The following is a 22,735-nucleotide window of genomic DNA, read 5'->3' as shown; positions in this document are numbered from 1 at the left end:
ATCTTAGGATAAGCCCTCGACCGATTAGTATTGGTCAGCTCCATGCATTACTGCACTTCCACCCCCAACCTATCTACCTCGTCGTCTTCAAGGGGTCTTACTAATTGGGAAATCTCATCTTGAGGGGGCTTCACGCTTAGATGCTTTCAGCGCTTATCCCTTCCGTACATAGCTACCCAGCGGTGCTCCTGGCGGAACAACTGGTACACCAGCGGTACGTCCATCCCGGTCCTCTCGTACTAAGGACAGCTCCTCTCAAATTTCCTACGCCCACGACAGATAGGGACCGAACTGTCTCACGACGTTCTGAACCCAGCTCGCGTACCGCTTTAATGGGCGAACAGCCCAACCCTTGGGACCTACTTCAGCCCCAGGATGCGATGAGCCGACATCGAGGTGCCAAACCTCCCCGTCGATGTGGACTCTTGGGGGAGATAAGCCTGTTATCCCCAGGGTAGCTTTTATCCGTTGAGCGATGGCCCTTCCATGCGGTACCACCGGATCACTAAGCCCGACTTTCGTCCCTGCTCGACTTGTAGGTCTCGCAGTCAAGCTCCCTTCTGCCTTTGCACTCTTCGAATGATTTCCAACCATTCTGAGGGAACCTTGGGGCGCCTCCGTTACTCTTTAGGAGGCGACCGCCCCAGTCAAACTGCCCACCTGACACTGTCCTCGCACCGGTTTACGGTACCAAGTTAGAACCTAGATACGATCAGGGTGGTATCCCAAGGATGCCTCCCTTCAAGCTGGCGCTCAAAGTTCGACGGCTCCCACCTATCCTGTACAGATCGTACCCAAATTCAATATCAAGCTGCAGTAAAGCTCCATGGGGTCTTTCCGTCTTGTCGCGGGTAACCTGCATCTTCACAGGTATTAAAATTTCACCGGATCTCTCGTTGAGACAGCGCCCAAGTCGTTACGCCATTCGTGCGGGTCAGAATTTACCTGACAAGGAATTTCGCTACCTTAGGACCGTTATAGTTACGGCCGCCGTTTACTGGGGCTTCGGTTCATAGCTTCGCTCTTGCGAGCTTACCACTCCCCTTAACCTTCCAGCACCGGGCAGGCGTCAGCCCGTATACTTCGCCTTGCGGCTTCGCACAGACCTGTGTTTTTGCTAAACAGTCGCTTGGGCCTTTTCACTGCGGCCCCCTCGGGCTATTCACCCTACCGAGGCACCCCTTCTCCCGAAGTTACGGGGTCATTTTGCCGAGTTCCTTAACGAGAGTTCTTCCGCGCGCCTTAGAATTCTCTTCTCGCCTACCTGTGTCGGTTTGCGGTACGGGCACCTTCTCCTGGCTAGAGGCTTTTCTTGGCAGTCTGAGATCATGACCTTCGCTACTATAATTTTCGCTCCCCATCACAGCCCAGCCTTAATGATGTGCGGATTTGCCTACACATCAGCCTCACTGCTTAGACGGACATCCATCCGTCCGCGTCACTACCCTACTGCGTCACCCCATCGCTCATAACGGATTACGGTGGTACAGGAATTTCGACCTGTTGTCCTTCGACTACGCCTATCGGCCTCGCCTTAGGTCCCGACTTACCCTGAGCGGACGAACCTTCCTCAGGAACCCTTAGGCTTTCGGCGGATCTGATTCTCACAGATCTTTTCGTTACTCATACCGGCATTCTCACTTGAATGCAGTCCAGCGCTCCTTACGGTACACCTTCAACCCGCATTCAACGCTCCCCTACCCCTGATGCAAGCATCAAGCCATAGCTTCGGTGGTGTGTTTAGCCCCGTTACATTTTCGGCGCAGAGTCACTCGACCAGTGAGCTATTACGCACTCTTTCAATGGTGGCTGCTTCTAAGCCAACATCCTGGTTGTCTGTGCAACTCCACATCCTTTCCCACTTAACACACACTTGGGGACCTTAGCTGATGGTCTGGGCTGTTTCCCTTTCGACAATGGATCTTAGCACTCACTGTCTGACTCCCGGAACTAAATCTATGGCATTCGGAGTTTGACTGAGCTTGGTAACCCTTGCGGGCCCCGCACCCAATCAGTGCTCTACCTCCACGATTCTTCTTTCCGAGGCTAGCCCTAAAGCTATTTCGGGGAGAACCAGCTATCTCCGGGTTCGATTGGAATTTCTCCGCTACCCCCACCTCATCCCCGCATTTTTCAACATGCGTGGGTTCGGGCCTCCAGTGCGTGTTACCGCACCTTCACCCTGGACAGGGGTAGATCACCCGGTTTCGGGTCTACGTCCACGTACTCATTCGCCCTATTCAGACTCGCTTTCGCTGCGGCTTCAGCTCTTCACCTTAACCTTGCACGGGAACGTAACTCGCCGGTTCATTCTACAAAGGCACGCCATCACCCATAAATAGGGCTCTGACTTCTTGTAAGCACACGGTTTCAGGATCTATTTCACTCCCCTTCCGGGGTGCTTTTCACCTTTCCCTCACGGTACTGCTTCACTATCGGTCGCCAGGGAGTATTTAGCCTTGGCAGATGGTCCTGCCGGATTCATACGGGGTTTCACGTGCCCCGCACTACTCGGGATCCGTCTCGGAGAGAACAAGTTTTGAACTACAGGGCTTTTACCTTCTCTGGCGGGCCTTTCCAGACCTCTTCATCTAACCGGTTCCTTTGTAACTCCATGTGAGACGTCCCACAACCCCAAGGAGCAAGCTCCTTGGTTTGGGCTAATCCGCGTTCGCTCGCCGCTACTGACGGAATCACTATTGTTTTCTCTTCCTCAGGGTACTTAGATGTTTCAGTTCCCCTGGTCTGCCTCTATTCTGCCTATGTATTCAGCAGAAAGTGACTGTCGATGAAGACAGCCGGGTTCCCCCATTCGGACATCCCCGGATCAAAGCTTGCTTACAGCTCCCCGAGGCTTTATCGTTGTTCGCCACGTCCTTCGTCGGCTCCTGGCGCCTAGGCATCCTCCGTGTGCTCTTTGTAGCTTAACCTAGTATTTACATCGTAAATACGATTTGCTTTGAATTTCGGTTCAACACTTACGTGTGAATGAAATTCAAGGCAGCTACCTTTATTTCACTTGTTTACACAAGATCAGCTTAAAGGAATATTCTAAAACGCAATTTCGTTTCGGTATCCAGTTTTCAAGGTGCAATATTCTCCCCGGCTTTAACCCCGGAAAAATATCATATCAAATTCCTCAATACTTGAATACAAGTATATTTTGGAAATCCAATGTGAGAGTTTGAGCTCTCAAAACTGAGCAACGAGTGAGTAAGTTCAGGATATTCATTTCATTCACACGAATGTGATGAACCGAATTGAATATCCGGTCGCAGGTACATGTACCTGCTAATTTGAATGTTTCCGCTCTCCGGAAACGATTCTCCATAGAAAGGAGGTGATCCAGCCGCACCTTCCGATACGGCTACCTTGTTACGACTTCACCCCAATCATCTACCCCACCTTCGGCGGCTGGCTCCCTTGCGGGTTACCCCACCGACTTCGGGTGTTGTAAACTCTCGTGGTGTGACGGGCGGTGTGTACAAGACCCGGGAACGTATTCACCGCGGCATGCTGATCCGCGATTACTAGCAATTCCGACTTCATGTAGGCGAGTTGCAGCCTACAATCCGAACTGAGACCGGCTTTTCTAGGATTGGCTCCACCTCGCGATTTCGCTTCCCGTTGTACCGGCCATTGTAGTACGTGTGTAGCCCAGGTCATAAGGGGCATGATGATTTGACGTCATCCCCACCTTCCTCCGGTTTGTCACCGGCAGTCTGCTTAGAGTGCCCAGCTTGACCTGCTGGCAACTAAGCATAAGGGTTGCGCTCGTTGCGGGACTTAACCCAACATCTCACGACACGAGCTGACGACAACCATGCACCACCTGTCTCCTCTGTCCCGAAGGAAAGCCATATCTCTACAGCGGTCAGAGGGATGTCAAGACCTGGTAAGGTTCTTCGCGTTGCTTCGAATTAAACCACATACTCCACTGCTTGTGCGGGTCCCCGTCAATTCCTTTGAGTTTCAGTCTTGCGACCGTACTCCCCAGGCGGAATGCTTAATGTGTTAACTTCGGCACCAAGGGTATCGAAACCCCTAACACCTAGCATTCATCGTTTACGGCGTGGACTACCAGGGTATCTAATCCTGTTTGCTCCCCACGCTTTCGCGCCTCAGCGTCAGTTACAGCCCAGAGAGTCGCCTTCGCCACTGGTGTTCCTCCACATCTCTACGCATTTCACCGCTACACGTGGAATTCCACTCTCCTCTTCTGCACTCAAGCTCCCCAGTTTCCAGTGCGACCCGAAGTTGAGCCTCGGGATTAAACACCAGACTTAAAGAGCCGCCTGCGCGCGCTTTACGCCCAATAATTCCGGACAACGCTTGCCCCCTACGTATTACCGCGGCTGCTGGCACGTAGTTAGCCGGGGCTTTCTTCTCAGGTACCGTCACTCTTGTAGCAGTTACTCTACAAGACGTTCTTCCCTGGCAACAGAGCTTTACGATCCGAAAACCTTCATCACTCACGCGGCGTTGCTCCGTCAGGCTTTCGCCCATTGCGGAAGATTCCCTACTGCTGCCTCCCGTAGGAGTCTGGGCCGTGTCTCAGTCCCAGTGTGGCCGATCACCCTCTCAGGTCGGCTACGCATCGTCGCCTTGGTAGGCCTTTACCCCACCAACTAGCTAATGCGCCGCAGGCCCATCCACAAGTGACAGATTGCTCCGTCTTTCCTCCCTCTCCCATGCAGGAAAAGGATATATCGGGTATTAGCTACCGTTTCCGGTAGTTATCCCTGTCTTGTGGGCAGGTTGCCTACGTGTTACTCACCCGTCCGCCGCTAGGTTATGTAGAAGCAAGCTTCTACATAACCCCGCTCGACTTGCATGTATTAGGCACGCCGCCAGCGTTCGTCCTGAGCCAGGATCAAACTCTCCATTAAAGACCAACCGAAGTTGGTTTATAGAAAGAGCGATAAGCTCATGATGAAACTGACGAGATAAAAAATATCTCTTGTTTGATTTTGCGAACAAAATCGTTTTACTCACTCGTTGTTCAGTTTTCAAAGATCAATCATTTCCGGACATATCAACACCCGGAATAATAATATATCATACTTCAACGATTCACGCTACTGGTAAATAATACCTCATAGGTAATCCTTTGAATTTTTGAAGTCCATCTAACTATTACATCACAGCCTATCTTACGGCCGGATACATAATATATCATTTAAGTTTGCTGATTACTACATGTAAATCATACCAATTAATAACCGAGTTATCAAAATCAGTTCTATTACTGTACTGCTTATACTTTCGAATTTGTTTTTCTTCATTAAAAGGTACCGTGAATCTTTGACCATATCTACTGCATCCGATAAATGCTTTTCATGAATAGCAGTTAGATATCTTGTGACGACTTTTTGGGCATCATACTATTGATCAACAGTAGCGTCGAAAGTAGCTTGGTATTTGGCCGACCGACACACAAATTATAAGCCATATCTACTATATGATGCATCCCCCTTTCAGTTCCAAAAAAGGGACCATTAATACTGAAACGTTCCAATAATTATTTATACACATTTGGGGACGTGAAATAGACTAATTCATTCTCGTTCCTAAAAGCATGCTTTTAGGAACGAGAATGAATCGTAATTTTTTACAATATTGACGTATCGCCAGTAAACGCGGATTTACAACGTTAAGGAGCCTTATATTGAATTTCGTGATTCCTCCTTTAATAATGGATACTAACCCACATCATTTAAGGCAGATTTATTGATCCAATCGGCCTCAACTGGTAAGTTGGTCCTACTTGGACTAATTCTTAATAGCATTCGAATAAAAGATTTTATCCATAGCTTTTTCATCAACCAAACGCTGAATCAATTGGATGTTCGTACATACTCAAAAGGCCTTTTCGCTCTTGAATAATTATTCTAAGGTATCTGCTCCATCATAAACACTCACTATTCCACTCTATAAGGCTTGTAGAAGGCACGAATTTCTTGGGCTTAAAGCTCTGGCTCTTCCATGGCCGTAAAATGTCCACCACGAGCCATGATAGTCCAGCGAGTTATATTTAAATTTCGCACTGCCCAGTCTTTTGGTGGTAATACTATATCTGCTGGGAATAATGCAACCCCAGTTGGTACTTTTATATAGCCTAATGGCGGCAGCGAATGTGAATTTTCGTAATACATCCGCGTTGACGACCCGATTGTGTTAGTAAGCCAATAAACCATGATATGTAATGAGTTCATCTTCGCTAAATCTTTGACGGAGGTCACCTCCACAATCACTCCAAGCTGAGTTTTCCAATTGATCCGGCCAGCGGTCTTCTCTTTAAATCAGCAAGGACTTCATCTACTATGTGAATATGAAAACGTTCAGCGGACATTATATTTCTCCTCCTTTTTTGTGCACATCTTAATCAATTCAAATTTTGCCCCCACCAGACTTACCCTGGCTTATCACTAAGGGAGGCCTGTTTTGGGTTAATGAATGGACAATTCGGAAATAATCCACTCATACCGTCTAAAGGAGGGAACAAATTCATGAATTCTAATGATAATCTATCAGAGCAGAACGCATATCTAAAAGAGCTGAATGCCTTATTTATCCCATTGGACGGAATGGAGAATCTGGACAGCATGGTTAAGGCCATCGGAGATGCAGATATTGTGCTGCTTGGCGAGGCGAGCCATGGGACGTCTGATTTTTACCAAGTTCGGGCCGAACTTTCGAAGAAGCTAATTACAAGCAAGGGATTTAACATTATCGGCGTGGAAGGAGACTGGCCCTCTGCTTATCGGTTAAACCGGTATGTTAAAGGGATGGAGGGGTCCGATTCTTCGGCAGCCGATGCACTGGGTGATTTTACCCGCTGGCCGACCTGGATGTGGGCGAATACGGATATTCGTGATTTCGCGGAGTGGCTGAAGGAGTACAATGAGATGAATCAAGGGGACGGAAGTGATTGTCCCAAGGTTGGATTTTATGGCATCGATATGTACTCGTTATGGGAATCGATGGAGGCAATCATCGCTTATTTGGAGGAGACCAAGTCTCCCCACCTGGAACAGGCCCGCAGGACATATGCTTGTTTTGATCCATATAGCAGGGACCATCAAAATTATGGCATTGCGGCAGGATTGCTCTCGGAGAGCTGTGAGAAAGAAGTGGTTGAGCTACTAAAGCAGATTCAGAGCAGGCGCATGGCGTATCCGGGAAGTGAGGAAGAACTGAATGCGGAGGTGAACATGCTCGTCACTTCCAGTTCGGAGGCCTATTATCGTACGATGGTCCGGGGCGGTCCGCAGTCCTGGAATATACGGGACAGACATATGGTTGAATCGCTGAAGCGAATCATGTCCTATTACGGCGCCTCGGCAAAAGCCATTGTCTGGGAGCATAATACGCATATCGGTGATGCGCGGGCAACGGATATGATGGCTGACGGCATGGTCAATGTGGGTCAGCTACTGCGGGAAGATCCGGAACATCGTGTGTTTGCCGTTGGCTTCGGAACCTATCAGGGCGAGGTACTGGCGGGAAGAGCTTGGGGAGCTCCGGTTGAGAAAATGACCGTGCCGCCCGGACAGCCAGGAAGCTGGGAGTATTGCATGCACCGGGCGGGAGACGGCCGGAATGGCATGGTAATGCTCTCCGATGCATCTTCCATACTGCATACGGTCATTGGCCACCGAGCCATCGGTGTGGTATATGAGCCTGCTCATGAACGATTCGGCAATTACGTGCCTTCCAGCATGGCGGATCGTTATGATGCGTTTGTTCATCTCGACCGGACCACCGCCCTTCAGCCACTGCCTATCCTTCAACCAGTTGCAACGGATGCTTTATTTTCAGAATAACAGCTCGTAAGAACCGTCTGTGGGATGCAGGGTAGCTGGTATAGTTTACCGTCAAGGCTCCGGATTATAATTATAAAACTGGCTCCAATATAAAACAGCGGCAGGGTCGGACTTGTTTTTATCAGTCTGAGCCTGCCGCTGTTTTATTGAGCTAACGTATCCCGTTAGTTCAATTAAACACTTTCTGATTTTTGGTGGAAAGCGTTAATCTTCTTTTGATGGTCGGTACGTCAATTCAACTGCTCCCTAATGTAAGGTCTTGGTATAGACATGCTTGAGAGACATCGTGTTGATGTTATCTGTAAACATCCGCTTTCCACTCATCCGCCGCTTCCAAGCACCAAGATGTTTCTTCCGGGTTGCCCTTTAAGTTTCAAAACTTCTTATCATCCATTATAATACTTTGATTCAAGAGATGCCCAATCTATTCACGTATGGTCCTCACCTGTGACAAAACTGTCGGATGCTATTAGCTAGTTCCTCCGCATGAGTAAGGACAAGCATATGATCGGCTCCTTTGATTTCGGCAAACCTAATTGCAGGTACACGCTTGAAGTGCTCGGCGATATTGTACATATCCGGCCATTCTATGGTTCCTTGTATAAATAACGTACTCGCTGCAACCTTTTCTAAACGTTCAATCGAAGGCGCCTCTGGCCAAAGGACCTCAAAGCTTCTCCACTCGGTGAATACCCTTGTCATGTAGTGATTATGCATTTCAGTCAAAAAACTCCGATGGTGGCTAGCCATCGTAGCCCGATAGATCGGTGCGGCTAAGGACAACTCTACAAGTTTTGAAATATCGGGAGCGACCGCATTCACCGATGTCATATAATTGGTAAATTCTTGCGAATATGCAAATCCCGTTAATGAAGGGGCAATTACCACTAGACGCTCAACCATAGAAGGATATGATAACGCAAAATCAGTCGCGACTTGCCCACCGATGGAATGGCCAACAAGTGTGACAAGATCCAGTCCGAGATGTTCAAGAAGTTTGAGCAAATCCTCCACAAGTGAAGTCGGCTCTTGCATAGCAGGTGAGCGGCCGGTTCCTCGACCATCGAAGGTAATGATCTTGAATGATTTTGCCAGTCCAGGCACCATATATCTCCATACCCTTGAGTCGACACCTCCCGAGTGAATCATGACTATAGGGACTCCATTCCCTTCGATTTCGTAAAAAAGTTCCACCTTGTCCCCCTCCACAATGTGGTAATATTTTCTTGGCTACCATTTTAGTCATGACTGAACATACAGTCTATATTAAAAAAGATATCCACTATGAAGTCACTTTGAATAACTGCCCGTCGCTTAATTAATGCCTCGTCATCTTGTGTATAGAGAACGAGAGCTGCTGGGATTATGCGAAAAGTGATGAACAAACATAGCGGAGACATATCCTGGACCATCTTCTACTCAACATGCCCAAAATATTTTTTATGCCTCTAAATCCCTCTTTTGTCAGCAGAAAATAAAGTATTAGACTGGCTCTATAAATTGAACAGCGACAGCCGAGGACAAAAAATATAGTCCTAGACGGTCGCTGTCCGCCACCCTTCACAACCCGGTAGAAACCGCTTTCGCTATCCAAGTCTCCCTACCAGTCCCAACACCATTCTCTTACGTTGCCAGACATATCGTAGTAAATTCCTAACTCGTTGGGTTTCCGGGTATCGATTGATTTTGTTTTATTATTGTTGCTCTCTATAATAGGCCAGTTCCAGTCTCCAGATAAGTATTTGGCTCCGGCGTTTTTCCAATACCATTCACCTCGTCAGCATTATTGCTTCCGCTGTATGTGTAGCCCTTGCTCGCCTGACCTCCGTCTGCAGCATATTCCCACTCCAATTCTGTAGGCAATCGGCAACCGTTAGCTCCCTCATTAATCGTTACTGTCCATTTTATATTATCGTTATCATTCTTATTTAGTCGGGTCTTTTATTATCCTTGTCTATGTTGTAATACGGTTTTAAGCCCTCTCGTATACCTCTTTGATTACAGTACTCCACAACGTCATACCAACTCACCATTTCTACTGGCAAACTGTCGCCTATGAATACCGAGGGATTACTTCCCATGACTTCAACCCACTCTTTTTGAACTACTTCATATTTGTTGATATAAAAGTTCGATAGGGCCACGCTTTTTCCAGAGTTGTTGTACTTGTTGTTCTGAAAAGTCCCACCTTCCACGAATACAAGGTTATCCCTTTTCTCAGGCTTATCTTGCGAACAAGCGCTGATCACAACCATTGGTGCTATTAAAAGGAAAATTAATAGCTTTCTCATTGATATATCCCCTTTAAGCTGATAGGGAAAATGATAGGCCATGACGGCCCGCAATTCGCCTCCAGCAGCGTCGAAGGCCGTTCGTCTAGCAGGTAACGGCCTGCAACGCATCCGCACTGACGGATAGACTGGAGGAGAACGGCCATCGGCCTGTCTACAATGCTTAGAGATCGTTGTTTCCTCCATGGACCAATTCGTGTAAATCCTATCAGACAGCTTTCGGAACCCGTTTATCCCGTGAGACAGCCCCAACCGCGCCTGTTCGTTGAACAGCTTGCAGTTAAGTGGTTACCACACCGTTACGTTAGAGCTCCCGCTACTCTGATACCCCTCTGTCGCCAACACCTGGTAAGACCAGTTACTTCCCAGATTCATTCCTTTGCTCGCCCATGCTTTCACGTGGTTGCTGAAAGTGATCGTGGAGTTGCCCCCGGTCGGTCTCTTCGACTGTCGAACACTCCAGTACTGAATAAACGTCGTTTTTTGGCCTTCAATGGAAGGTGCGTCGTATCGCATTGTTGTGTAGATGTCATATGTGCCCCCATCACTGGTCACCGTACCTTTATACGTTCCGGTAGGTCGATAAGTCCCCCAGCTATCAACGACGTAATATTCGATGAGTGAGTTTCTCGTCCACCCGTAGAGAGCCAAATATCCATTACCGGACGGCGCCCAGACACCGGCATTGTAGTTAATCGTTCTGTTTGGCGATCCAGTAGTCCAGCCTTTGCCGACAACAAAATTCCCGGTATCCTTCCATGTTACGCTGTAATTACCACCTGATCCATTTACAGCATTGACCGTCCCGCCGCCATCGGTCCAATTTTGCCAATAGTCTGTCGCTGCACTTGAGGTTGTTGCAAACAACCCAAAACTCATGGAAGCTGCAAGAACTACCGTCATCATTTTCTTACTAAACTTAAACATACTCTACCTCCTAAAATTTTGTATTTGTCCCATACACTTGCTTGTTGGTTGATTCTCTTTGCAGTATATCACCTATCCGTGCCATATTCCGTATTTTTTTACTTTAACCTCCTTTCTGAGTGAAATTATAGAATAATAGCGTTTGCATATAAACCTAGCAAATTAAAGCTTTAACTCTATTATGTTTAGCTTTCTTTGAAATTTTAGAACCCGTCGAGGGTAACAATAGATACCGAGTCCCGTAACGTTGAAAGAAGGGCTTGGCTGCTTTTAATTAATTCGAGCAATATGCGAATCCATTTTTTATGTTTTCCTTTTTAGCTATTCACCTAATCAGCAACGATACCAAGTTCTTGTCCCTTTCGGCAATGGAATCAAGTCTTGTACTCCGACACCTTTGTAGTCTTTTGTTGTTGAGGATTTTCCATTGGTTCAAAATCGGGTCAGTCCCATCACCGCGGGAGCTTTATTTCTGGAATTATTCATTTTACCTTTAACGTTTAGGATTACCTGTCTGACCAAGAATAAATTCAATGCTCACCTTATATGTAGCTTCCACATGTAGTGAACTTTGGCTTGGGTGATGGATTTACGTGAGGATAAAGACTTAGCAAAACAGAATTTATAGAGAGGAAATGGCGTCCCAGTGAACGAATAAAGTCAACCGACCCTGAGTCTCAAAAAGTGAATTAAAAAATTAGTGATCTTATGGAGATGCTAAAAAAATAAACTACCAGCAGTCGATTTTGAACAAATTGAAGTCATGCTTGATTTACTAAGCGAATCAACTTCCCTACACTCGGCAGCAGCGTTCATCCACGGCTATCGAACGGGGCATTAACGATGATTGAAGTGTTTAGCGGGGAACACGAGTTTATACCAAAACGAGTGTGAAGGAACCAGTAATAGATAGGAAGATTTAACGAATGAGTTCAGAAAAGAGCAGCGAGGTTAGACCACCTGCTCTTTCAAAATAAAAGCGGGCAAACCACTCCGATCTAGTATTTATAGTACCTGAGTTATAATTCGTGAATACTCCGCTAAATTGACGGGAAGCTTGGCATTTTCGTAATAAAGAGAGTTTCCTTTTAATATAATATCTTTTTTCATCACATCATTATAGAGGACTGTTTGACAAGTCTTGCAGCTCTTATTGCATAATGATGACGTTTTCCACTCAGACATAGATGACTTGCTATACAGGATGCTGGAAAAACATCTTCGGGCAGTTGTAATGTGTACGTAAGGGTATACTAATTCCCTGCTAAAAGGGAGCACATCAGTATCAGCATCATCAATATCATTATTATTTACCAGATCATGATTGTCTTTGATATCCAGCTTATTACCTTGTATTCTATTATCATATTGAATAGCAGAAATTTTATATTTACGCATGAACCTAATATTGGGGACAAACCCTCCCGCAGTATTCTGTAAGGCACTTTTCGAATCATCATCAAGCTTGGGAAAATAGTTTGCAATAGAAGGACTTTTTTTAGCTTTATTCAGTAGTCTACCTAAAATAAGTTTAAAGCGGCCGGGATAATGATTTTCAATAAAATACAACATTCCGAAATCATTAACCACCAACTCATCAAAAATAGATGCTTCACTTACTTCCTTTAAGATGTTCACAATCGTGTTCATACTTTCATCCGTCATATAAGGAGTAATCAAGGTTAGCTTCATGTCGTGCTGCTCACAAAAGCTGATAACTGATTTTAGCTCCCTTACTGTTAAGAAAGCACGCGGGCAAAACTCCTGTCCATAATACAGACGCTGATACTGGTTCTCCACATTCGTTAATTTACGCAGGTCGTCAACCATCATCGCTTTTTCCATATTATACACTCCCCTGAACATTATGAATGCCATTTACATGGTCCAGAATTTCCGGGTAGTAGCAATGTGTAATCAATTGATCGTTTTTCCAGCTATTCTGACATATTTGCGAAGAAATCATGTGATGGTACTCTTCGAAGTTTGCCACCTCGCCGCATAAATCTATCGCTGATTTTATCATCCTGATATCACTTAAAACCTGACTTCTGTCTGAAGCTCTCCCGACCAATTTCAAGCTATCAACCGATAATTGGTTCAGATAATATAAGCTGCAAACACCACAGTCACCCTTATTGTCTAAAATCCAGTTTAGCTTTTTCTCCAGCAGTGGTACATCATACGGTATGGGCGTAATACTCTCAATAACCTGATATCTCAAAACACATGGAGGATTAAAAATGACCCCATCATTGTTATTCATAAATCGAGTCCCATGCACAAAATTACAAAAGCCATCTATATAAGTACAGCCTTCATTTTTGATAAAAACCTCAAACTCTGTATTTGGTGAGCTTTCAATTATGATTTTCATTTCTGCCATGGACAAGGAACGGGGCAAAATAAGCCGATCCGCATGAAATTCTTTGGTGTACATTTCTGCTGTGTAACAGTTAAAAATCGTGCCGCCTGTACTGATATGCACATCCACATTCGTTTTCTTATCCGCAAAATAACCGGCCAAGCCCAAATCAGCAAAAATAATAGCATCCACTTCACAACGAACAGCTTGCTCCAAATAGTAATCCAGGATACCAAGCTGCTGGTTGTTATAGCAGTGTTCGTTCATCGTAAAAAATACCTGGCACCCATGAGCATGCGCTATATTCACGACCTCCGCAAGTTCAGCAAAACTGGAAAAGTTCGCATCAGGCCAAGGTCTGCGATTCAAGGCAACGATATAGTTATACCGATCCAACCATTGTTCATCAATGACGCCACAATAAAATTCTTCGGCTCCGGCCTGAATAAAAGGCACTAAATCATCAATGGTCACTAATCCTGTACAAATTCGCATATGTCTACTCCTTTACCAGAATTCCAGCCGATTTTTCAGCCAGATGATGACTAATGATCGCTTTCAACAAAACAATTGTAAACTCCCGAAACAGGACACATGCATTGCTCTGAAGCTGATTAATCAATAAATTGCAACGTCCTCCGCACATATATCTTGAAAAACAACTTTTACAAGGTGCCAAATCGTCCACAGAATCAATACATCCTATCTCGTCGCTTGATTTCTCCAAGCCCGCCTTAGCATATCTATTGCAGCGAAAAAGCGCTCCATCACCATTTACTTGAAAAGAATGTACTCCAGCTTCGCAGGGAAACAATTGGGTTTGATTCGAGTCCAACATACTCAGCATTTTTGCAATATACTCATACTCATTTAATTCACCATAAGAAGGATGGGTATGACGCAAGTTTTTAATGTGGTTTTCTCCCTCTTGCAATTCCTCCTCCGAATACAAGGGACTACAGCCCCTGTGCCATTTTTGTAGAAAAAAATCCAGGTAAGCTGTTGGGCTACTAGGTCTGTAGTCTGCAACGAATTCAGGACGTTCCAGCGGTCCTTCAATTACATTGAAATCAGTCAGATGTAACCTGCGCGCAAGCTGGGCAATTTCGGCCTGAGCCTTGTCCGTGTTTTCCAGTTGATAAACACGCTCTATTTTCACAAAATTAGAAAGGTCATTTGCTCTTTTATGATGTTTAAATTCCGAGCTATAACTGTAATCCGTGACTTCTGAGTAGGGGTTCTCCCTATGAAAATGACCATTTTCGATATCATAGCTAAAAACAGCTTTTGGGGAAACGCGAATTAAGATGACCTCGGTATTCATCCACTACAACTCCTTCGAATCCATCATTAAAGTGCTTTTGGAGGGTACCTCTGTGTTGTTGTAGCTTCTACGGAAAATGAAGACATACAAGCAAAATAAAAGGCTAAACAAGGAATAGATAATCAGGAGTACAGCAATACTGTAGCTTTCAATAAGATGCCCACTGATGATAAGCATCATAGATAGGAGAAGATTATGTACACTGTACACAGTAGATACGGTTGTCGCCCTGCTAGTTTCGCTCGTGATGCTGGTATCAATGTGACTTTGTATTTTTGGAATAATGATCCCCCAGTTAAACCGAAACAAACAAATCAATACGATCCCAAGCCAAATGGACTTGGTTAACGCCATCCCTAAAAAAACAACGGCAAGGATCAAAGGATTAAGTATATATATATACTTCCCTTTGATTAAATGTGATAACTGAGCAGAGATGAGTGGAATAATGCCGAAAAGAGCATAAATAACTCCAAAAAAAGTCGGTGAAATTTTTAAATGCTGTAGATAGGGTTGATATTGAAAGAATACTGAGGTTAGAATGATAGCTGTGAATATATAGTAAATAGAAAATAATAGTAGTTGCCTGTTGACTCTGATTTCCTGAAAGGATTCCTTCATTATTTGTAGAGGGCGAACTCGTTGAAACGCTTTTTTACCTGTTTTGTCTTCATAAACTCTCTCCTCATGAACCAGACACACAAAAAACACCGCTAAAAAATTAGAGAATGCCGAAATGTAAAAAGTAACCGAATAGCTATATTGAATAACTACTGAGCTTAGAAGAGCAGCAGCAATCGTAGACAAAATACTTGCTGAAAAAATTTTTCCGTAGCTACGGTTCAAGACATCAAGCTTGTCATGCTTTTCATGAAGCTTATAAATCAAGCCTTGTTCCGAACCTGATATGAAGGATGAGCCCAATGCAAAAATGATATGAGCTATAATAAGTAGCATATAAGTTTGTAATGATCCCATAAGAAAGATACCAATACATTGAAAAACCGCTCCGATAAGGATAGCCTTTTTCTTCCCAATCAGGTCTCCGATCATTCCCGTGGGTATGTCAAATAGTATGGATGCCGTATAGTAACTGGCCATTACAATCCCAATTTGGGTATAGTTAAGCTTAATCATATTACTAAAATAGAAAACCAAAATGGAATTATATACATAGAATGTGTTCAGAAACCTCAATAAACCAAATAATCTGACCTGACTTTCAAACTTTTTAACCACCTACGCTTCCCCTTCCTCATCAAACAGGCTTACTTCCATTTCAAGTTCCCATAAATGCTCAATCTCATTACGAATACGCTCATTTTCCTCAAAAGAATCAACTGACCAAGTCACAACTCCAGCCACATCACCGGAACTGCCGCTAAAAGACAAGCAGTCACCCACTTGTGGTAAAATATCAGCCCGCTTCACACCTTGTATCTGAAGAAAGTCAGAGCTTGGGGTGACGTGTTTAACCCTTCCTTTCTTCTTATAGAGCAGCAGATACCCGCCATTCGTCTGTGGATAATATTGATTGAAAAGCGGCTGTTCGCCAACAAAAGCGCGAGCCCCCTCCAGTAGCGGGTTTACTCCACATGTATCCTCTATACCAAAAATAATTCCTCCGCCTGCAATTCGTGCCGCTGTTTCGCAAAATAAGATCTCCTGCTGCTTAGTGACTAATAGTTCAGTATGAGCTACTCCACTTGTGATCGGCATTGCACTCAATACTTTGTTATTTGCCGCGATAAGCTGTTGGACCAAGGGCATCTCATGGTCAGGGTAAAAATACCCGCACAGTGGCTTCCCCTCCCTGCATTCCAAAGTGCTATGCGTATAGCAGGCAACTGAAGTGAATGCAACTTGGTTATTATATACAACGCTATCCATATGGAACATTTTTCCATCAATATATTGTTCAATCTCAAATTTTCCGGCATGGTCGTTAAGCAATTGTTCATATTCGTGGATGTTATCCAAATGAACCCGAAACGTATGAAGGGACCCCGCTCCGTCAATTGGTTTAATAATGGCCTCGGGAGCATGTTTAGATAAAAAGTCGATTGCATCAGCAAAGTGGTGAACGGTTCGATATTCAGGAATAAGAATAACTTTCTCTTGAGCAAGATGATTTTTCATTTTTACCTTATCTCTAAAAAAATCACCATCTCTCCCGATGACTCCACACGTAAGACCCAATCGCTCTCTAAGCAAAGCGGTAAACTGCACCAAATCCTCACTCTCGGAAAAAATACCGTTCACGGGCTTTTCATCATGCAGTGTTAGTATAAACTCAACAACTTGAGGTGATGTTAAATCTTCGACACACAAGAAATGGTGATAATGATCACTACAACGCTCAATCAAACGTTGATTATTAGTAATCAACGTTTTTTCATACCTTAAAGAGCTCAAGCCTTCATTCACAATACGAGAAAAGTTTTCGAATTTCGCGAAAATTACATAATGTTTATCCATCCCTAATCCTTTCGTTTTATTGATAGAGAGACCTGGCATTTACAAGATTCATACAAAAAGAAAGTCCCCATTTTTTCAAATATAAAAGCAAATGTTCTTCTGACAGAAAAAAAGCATAAGTTTGTTTAATTTCCTGTTCAAACTCAGCAGCCTGTATATCTGCTTGCACCTGTGTCATCCCACTTTCCCTGCTAAACTCACTATAAAATCGTAAATGCTGGCGATTGTTAAAAGGTATTTTTTGAATGGAATACATAGCAGGATCGGCAGCAATAGGAGAATTTTCAAATAGAATAAAACGGTTATATCGGATATCTATACAATAGGGAAACAGTTCCCGTAGCCGTGCTTGATTAGCAAGAGCTTCTTCACTGGTTTCACCTGGAAACCCGATCATCGCTGTTAATTTCACCGCAATCCCAGCCTCATAGCAACTCTTAATCAGCACAGGCGCATATTCAAGATCTATTCCTTTGTTCATCAGTCTGGATACCCTTGTTTCAAAGGTCTCTACTCCAAAAGAGATCATGATGCATCCTGCACGGTTTAACAGTTCAAACAATCGGGAATTAAAACCCTTTTCCAGTCTGGCACGACAGGCCCAGGATAATATAAGCTTCCTTTCTACAATTTGAGTTGCTATTTTCTCTAAATCTGTGGGTGAAATACAGCAGTCTCTGAATCGTAATACCGAAAATGTCTGTTGTTTTGAAAAATTCTCCATTAATTGCAGGATACTCTCAATACTCTCTTTCTGATAAGTACCATGCTCTTTAATAGAACAATAAGTACATCCCTTCCAGTAACAACTTACAGACGCAGCTACATTTAAAACCTCTTCCGGCATTAGAGCACTTGCAGGAAGAGAAGATAAAACGGGTAATGTTATTTTATTGGTGTAATAGTGTTTATTAGTTTCTTCAATATAAGGTTGAAGTTCTTTTTGAGTAAGTAACCAAGATAGTTCTTCCAACTTAGATGAATCCTCAACAGCTCTAACCAGTTCGCTCAATCGATAATGCTCATTTCCCAAGCCAAACGAATCCACATGAGAAAACAACAAATGATACTCCTTATCTGGAAGATTTCGCACTAATATTTTTGTATTAATCTGATCCTCCAGATTGCCGAACAGATGAATGTGTAGATTAGAGTTATATTCTTTTAACAATGAAGTCAACGAAAATAAGGGAATAACCTGATCTGGATGAAAAATTGAAATAGCAACCACCTTGACGCCTTCAGGGACAAGATCCGGTAAAATTTCTTTGAAAAAATCAAAATATGGATTGTGTTCCTTCTGTTCGGCAATCCTTAGTACCTCATCAATATTACGTAGATCCACTCCCGGATCATATAAATTCCATCGCAGCACCGCGGGTGAAATCTGTTCACTAATACGATCATAAATCTCAGCGATTTTTTGGCAGGTTTCTTCTAAATGTTCAAAATTATAAAACAGTTCAGTGTCCGTAAGATGAGTGATGATGTCCGAACGTCCCCGAAAAAAGTAATGAAATGATTCCAAATTTAAATCACGGATTTTGGTACCCACTCCTTGGTGATGTAATAAAGCAGCCGCAGCCGTAATATCGGGTGGCACAGACTGGTAGTACCATAAGGGTGGATTAATCAGCAAAATTTCGAATTGATTTTCATCCTTTTTGCTTTTCATAAGTAGTCTCTCTTTCCATCACAAATTGGATCGTATCTTCAACTTGGTGGCTCACTTTCTCTAATTCATCATAAGTATCAGCTTTAAGAACAAAAAAACCATATCTGTCCATACTGCTAGTCATCTCATCCGGTACTGTATCTCCCTCCTTCTTTTCTATAACAATCTCTATGACACCCGGCAAACGTCTGGCTTCTTCCACCCCTGATATTTGTTTGATTTTTCCACTTTTTTGATGGAAATAACGGATTCTTGAAATATCGTTTCGGGTTTCATGCAGGTACTCATCCGGTCTTTCTCCCAAAGCGCACAAAATCGAAGCCTTATGCAGATTTACTCCGTAACTCAAGCTATACAAATCAGTTATACGGTCCCCTGCAAGACGAGTAGAATATTCGATAATATAAATATGTCCCCTGGACAGCACAAATTCCAAATGACAGGGTCCTTCTGTAATTCCAAGCTCAGCCATAAGATTTATGAAGCTGTTTAATAATTGGGTGTATTTTGAAGATTCCATAGATGCTGGAAGGGTATGCTGTAGCTCAACAAAATAAGGAAGGGGAGTTTTCATTTTTTCAGTAATATGGGCAAATTTACAAGCACCTTTAAACATAAAAGCCTCGAAGCTATATTCCTGGCCTCTGATATATTCTTCTACTAGAAATGAAAGATTCGATGGATAACCGAAGTTATCCTCATTCTGAATAATCTTTTCGGCCTGCCTAATTAATTGTTCAGATGTTTGCACACATTTGACTAACATACTACTTGTCATATCAACGGGTTTAACAATAGCGGGGAATTGGATCTGGTCCAACTGCTCCTTTAGTTCGGATACGCTGTGATACAAATGGTAATCTGGATTGGATACATACTGAGAACCTTTTAGCCCGTTTCTCATACACTCTTTGCTGCGGGCATTATGGGCTACATCTGGGCGAATGGAATTCCAGCCAAACTTTTGGGAGATAATCGCGGCGACCGGTACTGCATAGTCGTGACCAGGTACAATACCCGAGTTGCGGGATATATCCGGATGCTGACTGAAAAAATACTCCATTTTCAAGTAAGTAGACTCGGCATCTGTAATGTCACTGATGATTTCAAAATGTACCAGATGCGCCTTCTCCACCTTGGGGCCGCCTTCTCTTCGAATGACAATTACAATCAACTCAAGTTCAGCGGCAAATTCAATATATTTTTCTCCAAAAAAACAAGGCTCCAGTAAAAATATAGCCCTTGAACTATTAGCAGACATACCAAAGTCCTCCTTACGATCCCTCATTGACAGGAATACAATTTTGCGACACTATTCGCTTTATTTCTTGGGTTCCAAGAAGTGTATTTTTCGAGTTCCCCCTGATATTGTTTATTAGTGATAAGGCTGGAGGGCCTACTCTAAGTCGCTTGCTTAGTACCTCCTCCACAAGTGTTGCAGTTGAAGAAGATTTTCTTTTCCAATAATCACAAATACGCTCGCCAGCTCTATTTATTAATTCCGTGGCTGCATACTCAGTGATTCTTTTACCGTCGGATGTAAAATAGTAAAGCTCACAGTCAATTCCGTAGCATGAAGCCCTCCTGAAGTTTTCCTTCACAAAAGTAACGGGAAGAAGTCTTTCTCCGCCTTTGCTTAGGCTTAAATCCAAAAGCGCATAGACTCCGAGATGCAACGCAATATCTTCCCGAAGTGTTGGCTGGATCGGTATAAATCGCGTTTCAAGCAAGCATGCTGTGGGCTTACCGCTGCCACCTACCAGTTTTAATCTCGCAATTTTCCAATTCATTTTTTGATTGAGGCTAAATGCATACCGTGGATCGGATTTCATATGTTTTTGTTGATACAAAGTTGCCCAATAATTATGGAAATTTGCATAATATTGATGAGGAAATGAAACGCGAGTAGACAGAGCTGCCAAAAATTCAGAATAGGTCCGCAAATCATAACCAATCTCCCAAATCAGGTTACGAGTTTCGAGCAATCCGGTTAATCGCCTGTCCAAAATCGGAGAATTGGCCCCAATGGCAATAAAGAGAGGTGAGATCTCAATCGTCTTGTTCAAAAGATCAATAGCAGCCTGATTATAGTTAACCTGTACATTCATTTGTGTCGACTGACACCCGCTAATTAGCTCATGAACACGACTTGATAGATCAACTTCTCCCAAATGAAGCTCAAGGTGATGTTTTCTTGAACTTTTAAACTGGTCGAGTATCATTTGATAATTTTCCCGGTCATCTGTAATTTCCAAGTCAGTAAATGAACCAGGATAGGTACCAAGACGCGCCAGTCTATTATTTTGGGCATGTGCTATGGCTGCCGCCTCTTGCTCCATTTCCTGCATTTCATTTATAAGATTTTCAAGTCCCTCTGCAAGTGTGAAAGGACGGGATACCAATTCAATTTGGCTGGCACCTATTTCCCGTTTTATAAATGTTGCATTTTCAATTACACGATTCCGGACCTTTTCATCTACCAAATTAAACTCAAAATCAAAAAGAAGGTATTCGGTTTCAAAACCCATAATTCCGGATAAATTATTTTTAGTAACCAAAATATTTTTTTCAAGCTGTCTAAGTTGTCGTAAAAAAGCCCTGTTCATTAACGCCGTTGGATTCAATGAAACGGTTTTGGACATACCCTTATTCTCCCATTTGCTCTATTGATTGAGTTGCAATAGGTAATAGTAAGAATCGTTTCCCCGTTTAAGTTTCTGTTGTTTAACTTGCACTATTTTTAGTCCAGCAGCCTTTGCCATCTCCTCTATTTCATGTTTCAATAACATCCGACATCGACAGGTACAACGGCTGGTTTCATTTTCATTTTTATAAACTGTGAAATACATCATTAAGATCTGATTAAAAACATCGATTTTGACTTCTCCATATACTTCAAATGCTTCCCCGTCGATAGTCAGTGATTTAATCACTTTAGGTGCCCCGCCATATTCCATGATTTGATGTTCCGTCACTGGCGTAACATTAACCATTCCAACCCCTTCGGCTGATAAACTTGAAGCAATTACTCTAAAAATATCAAATTGGTTTTTATACGCAGGGAACATTTGGATAGAATTATCCCCAATGTGTACGATGTCAAATTTTTGAGGGCAAGACCAATCATTTAAGTCAGAGCATACCGTATTAATCATATTTCCATGATCGTTATGCTTGTTGAGCAACAATTGCAACGATTCCGGCGAACGATCAACTACAGTTACAGATTCAATAGACTTGTTTATAAAACCAAATAAGTGTTCACCACTCCCTGAAGCCAGGTCCAAAACCCTTGCATGTATCTTCTCAGGCCAGACATCACCAATAAACTTTTGCATTTCAATCGTATCCGGACCTAGAAAATCAAAAATCAGTTCGTCTGTCTCCATGAGTCACATGCCTATCCGGTCCGTCTGCTTCCAATCTACAGGAGAGTATTGATGATCTTCCTCGCCCATAAACCTTACTGCATGGGGTGTGACTTGAAACAATACAAACTGATTTCTTTTCTCATTGCTAAAGGTTTCTTTTATCATAGGGTTGTTTTCCAAAAATAGATCTTCTTCCTTCTTTTCACTCACCCGTTTGGCCTTACCTGCCATTCTGAGCTGAGCCCCGTCTCCAAAATAAGTAAGCTCCACATTCTCACACGTCCGGATTTGTTCAACCTTATCTGTATTGCTGAAGGTAGAGAAATATATATATCCGTTGTGAACAGTCCCCGCATCTACAGGTCTTACATGAGGTTGATTATTGAATGAATCATACGTTGCCAGATAGGCAATAGAAACGTTTTTAATCCATTTTGAATATTCTTCTTGATTCATTGTATTCACCTTCACTTTACTC

The 22,735-nt window shown here is 43.5% G+C and carries 14 protein-coding genes, 2 rRNA genes and 1 pseudogene; 2 read left to right on the top strand and 15 right to left on the bottom strand.

Translation table 11 applies throughout. The features are described from left to right. Positions 1-4: 4 nt before the first annotated feature. Positions 5-2,930: ribosomal RNA gene (locus tag MKX46_RS20600) — 23S ribosomal RNA — on the bottom strand. A gap of 403 nt (positions 2,931-3,333) precedes the next feature. Further along, positions 3,334-4,889 (bottom strand): 16S ribosomal RNA (locus MKX46_RS20595). Together the 16S and 23S rRNA genes form the textbook arrangement of a ribosomal RNA operon. A gap of 1,620 nt (positions 4,890-6,509) precedes the next feature. On the opposite strand from MKX46_RS20595, the gene MKX46_RS20590 reads away from it, so the two are divergent. Continuing rightward, complete coding sequence (locus tag MKX46_RS20590) at positions 6,510-7,826, top strand: erythromycin esterase family protein (RefSeq protein WP_341071712.1); 1,317 nt, start codon at positions 6,510-6,512, stop codon at positions 7,824-7,826. 441 nt (positions 7,827-8,267) lie between these two features. Here MKX46_RS20590 and MKX46_RS20585 read toward each other — a convergent pair whose 3' ends face one another. The 3 genes and pseudogenes from MKX46_RS20585 to MKX46_RS20575 all read right to left on the bottom strand — a co-directional run bounded on the left by MKX46_RS20585 (position 8,268) and on the right by MKX46_RS20575 (position 11,044). Continuing rightward, the gene (locus tag MKX46_RS20585) at positions 8,268-9,020 is read right to left on the bottom strand and encodes an alpha/beta fold hydrolase (RefSeq protein ID WP_341071710.1); all 753 of its coding nucleotides are present in this window, start codon (positions 9,018-9,020) and stop codon (positions 8,268-8,270) included. A gap of 409 nt (positions 9,021-9,429) precedes the next feature. Further along, positions 9,430-10,117, bottom strand: a pseudogene (locus tag MKX46_RS20580) (formylglycine-generating enzyme family protein); the annotation flags it as partial. A 288-nt stretch (positions 10,118-10,405) separates the two neighbouring features. Next, on the bottom strand, positions 10,406-11,044 hold the full coding sequence (locus tag MKX46_RS20575) for a glycoside hydrolase family 11 protein (RefSeq protein WP_025720875.1): 639 nt from the start codon (positions 11,042-11,044) through the stop codon (positions 10,406-10,408). 763 nt (positions 11,045-11,807) lie between these two features. Here MKX46_RS20575 and MKX46_RS20570 point away from each other — a divergent pair. Further along, on the top strand, positions 11,808-11,885 hold the full coding sequence (locus tag MKX46_RS20570; protein WP_340887063.1) for a hypothetical protein: 78 nt from the start codon (positions 11,808-11,810) through the stop codon (positions 11,883-11,885). A 164-nt stretch (positions 11,886-12,049) separates the two neighbouring features. On the opposite strand, the gene MKX46_RS20565 is transcribed toward MKX46_RS20570, so the two are convergent. Genes MKX46_RS20565 through MKX46_RS20520 form a run of 10 tightly spaced genes read right to left on the bottom strand, consistent with a single transcriptional unit; the run spans position 12,050 to position 22,713 of the window. After that, entirely contained in the window at positions 12,050-12,889 is an 840-nt protein-coding gene (locus tag MKX46_RS20565) for a hypothetical protein (RefSeq protein ID WP_341071708.1), read from the bottom strand. Position 12,890: 1 nt separating this feature from the next. Next, positions 12,891-13,904 (bottom strand): peptidase U32 family protein, encoded by a 1,014-nt coding sequence (locus tag MKX46_RS20560; RefSeq protein ID WP_029517539.1) that lies wholly within the window; start codon positions 13,902-13,904, stop codon positions 12,891-12,893. A 4-nt stretch (positions 13,905-13,908) separates the two neighbouring features. Next, positions 13,909-14,733: a hypothetical protein gene (locus MKX46_RS20555; protein WP_165150043.1), complete on the bottom strand. Its 825-nt coding sequence runs from the start codon at positions 14,731-14,733 to the stop codon at positions 13,909-13,911. A gap of 3 nt (positions 14,734-14,736) precedes the next feature. Beyond that, complete coding sequence (locus MKX46_RS20550; RefSeq protein ID WP_165150041.1) at positions 14,737-15,972, bottom strand: MFS transporter; 1,236 nt, start codon at positions 15,970-15,972, stop codon at positions 14,737-14,739. Beyond that, positions 15,973-17,211: an ATP-grasp domain-containing protein gene (locus MKX46_RS20545; protein WP_141695515.1), complete on the bottom strand. Its 1,239-nt coding sequence runs from the start codon at positions 17,209-17,211 to the stop codon at positions 15,973-15,975. Positions 17,212-17,227: 16 nt separating this feature from the next. Beyond that, positions 17,228-18,886 (bottom strand): B12-binding domain-containing radical SAM protein, encoded by a 1,659-nt coding sequence (locus MKX46_RS20540; RefSeq protein WP_029517543.1) that lies wholly within the window; start codon positions 18,884-18,886, stop codon positions 17,228-17,230. After that, positions 18,867-20,147: an ATP-grasp domain-containing protein gene (locus MKX46_RS20535; protein WP_029517544.1), complete on the bottom strand. Its 1,281-nt coding sequence runs from the start codon at positions 20,145-20,147 to the stop codon at positions 18,867-18,869. The genes MKX46_RS20540 and MKX46_RS20535 overlap by 20 nt, the downstream gene beginning before the upstream one ends. 13 nt (positions 20,148-20,160) lie before the next feature. Beyond that, a complete protein-coding gene (locus MKX46_RS20530) occupies positions 20,161-21,528 on the bottom strand; it encodes a glutamate-cysteine ligase family protein (protein WP_069012388.1) in 1,368 nt (455 codons plus the stop codon). 21 nt (positions 21,529-21,549) lie between these two features. Then, positions 21,550-22,275, bottom strand: coding sequence for a class I SAM-dependent methyltransferase (locus MKX46_RS20525; RefSeq protein WP_029517546.1), 726 nt, complete (start codon positions 22,273-22,275; stop codon positions 21,550-21,552). 3 nt (positions 22,276-22,278) lie between these two features. Continuing rightward, a complete protein-coding gene (locus MKX46_RS20520; protein WP_029517547.1) occupies positions 22,279-22,713 on the bottom strand; it encodes a pyridoxamine 5'-phosphate oxidase family protein in 435 nt (144 codons plus the stop codon). Between the last annotated feature and the right edge of the window lie 22 nt (positions 22,714-22,735).

The organism is Paenibacillus sp. FSL P4-0113, assembly GCF_038009305.1.
GTDB classification, from domain to species: Bacteria; Bacillota; Bacilli; order Paenibacillales; family Paenibacillaceae; genus Paenibacillus; species Paenibacillus polymyxa_D.
The sequence above is the reverse complement of the archived record's forward strand: the minus strand, read 5'-3'. Positions and strand labels throughout refer to the sequence as shown.

What these genes read in the sequence shown, in the direction of transcription:
- MKX46_RS20540 (WP_029517543.1), bottom strand. Translation starts at nt 18,886, where the DNA reads ATGAAAAGCAAAAAGGATGAAAATCAATTCGAAATTTTGCTGATTAAT.
- MKX46_RS20525 (WP_029517546.1), bottom strand. Translation starts at nt 22,275, where the DNA reads ATGGAGACAGACGAACTGATTTTTGATTTTCTAGGTCCGGATACGATT.
- MKX46_RS20535 (WP_029517544.1), bottom strand. Translation starts at nt 20,147, where the DNA reads ATGTCTGCTAATAGTTCAAGGGCTATATTTTTACTGGAGCCTTGTTTT.
- MKX46_RS20545 (WP_141695515.1), bottom strand. Translation starts at nt 17,211, where the DNA reads ATGGATAAACATTATGTAATTTTCGCGAAATTCGAAAACTTTTCTCGT.
- MKX46_RS20590 (WP_341071712.1), top strand. Translation starts at nt 6,510, where the DNA reads ATGAATTCTAATGATAATCTATCAGAGCAGAACGCATATCTAAAAGAG.
- MKX46_RS20570 (WP_340887063.1), top strand. Translation starts at nt 11,808, where the DNA reads ATGCTTGATTTACTAAGCGAATCAACTTCCCTACACTCGGCAGCAGCG.
- MKX46_RS20555 (WP_165150043.1), bottom strand. Translation starts at nt 14,733, where the DNA reads ATGAATACCGAGGTCATCTTAATTCGCGTTTCCCCAAAAGCTGTTTTT.
- MKX46_RS20520 (WP_029517547.1), bottom strand. Translation starts at nt 22,713, where the DNA reads ATGAATCAAGAAGAATATTCAAAATGGATTAAAAACGTTTCTATTGCC.
- MKX46_RS20560 (WP_029517539.1), bottom strand. Translation starts at nt 13,904, where the DNA reads ATGCGAATTTGTACAGGATTAGTGACCATTGATGATTTAGTGCCTTTT.
- MKX46_RS20530 (WP_069012388.1), bottom strand. Translation starts at nt 21,528, where the DNA reads ATGTCCAAAACCGTTTCATTGAATCCAACGGCGTTAATGAACAGGGCT.
- MKX46_RS20575 (WP_025720875.1), bottom strand. Translation starts at nt 11,044, where the DNA reads ATGTTTAAGTTTAGTAAGAAAATGATGACGGTAGTTCTTGCAGCTTCC.
- MKX46_RS20565 (WP_341071708.1), bottom strand. Translation starts at nt 12,889, where the DNA reads ATGGAAAAAGCGATGATGGTTGACGACCTGCGTAAATTAACGAATGTG.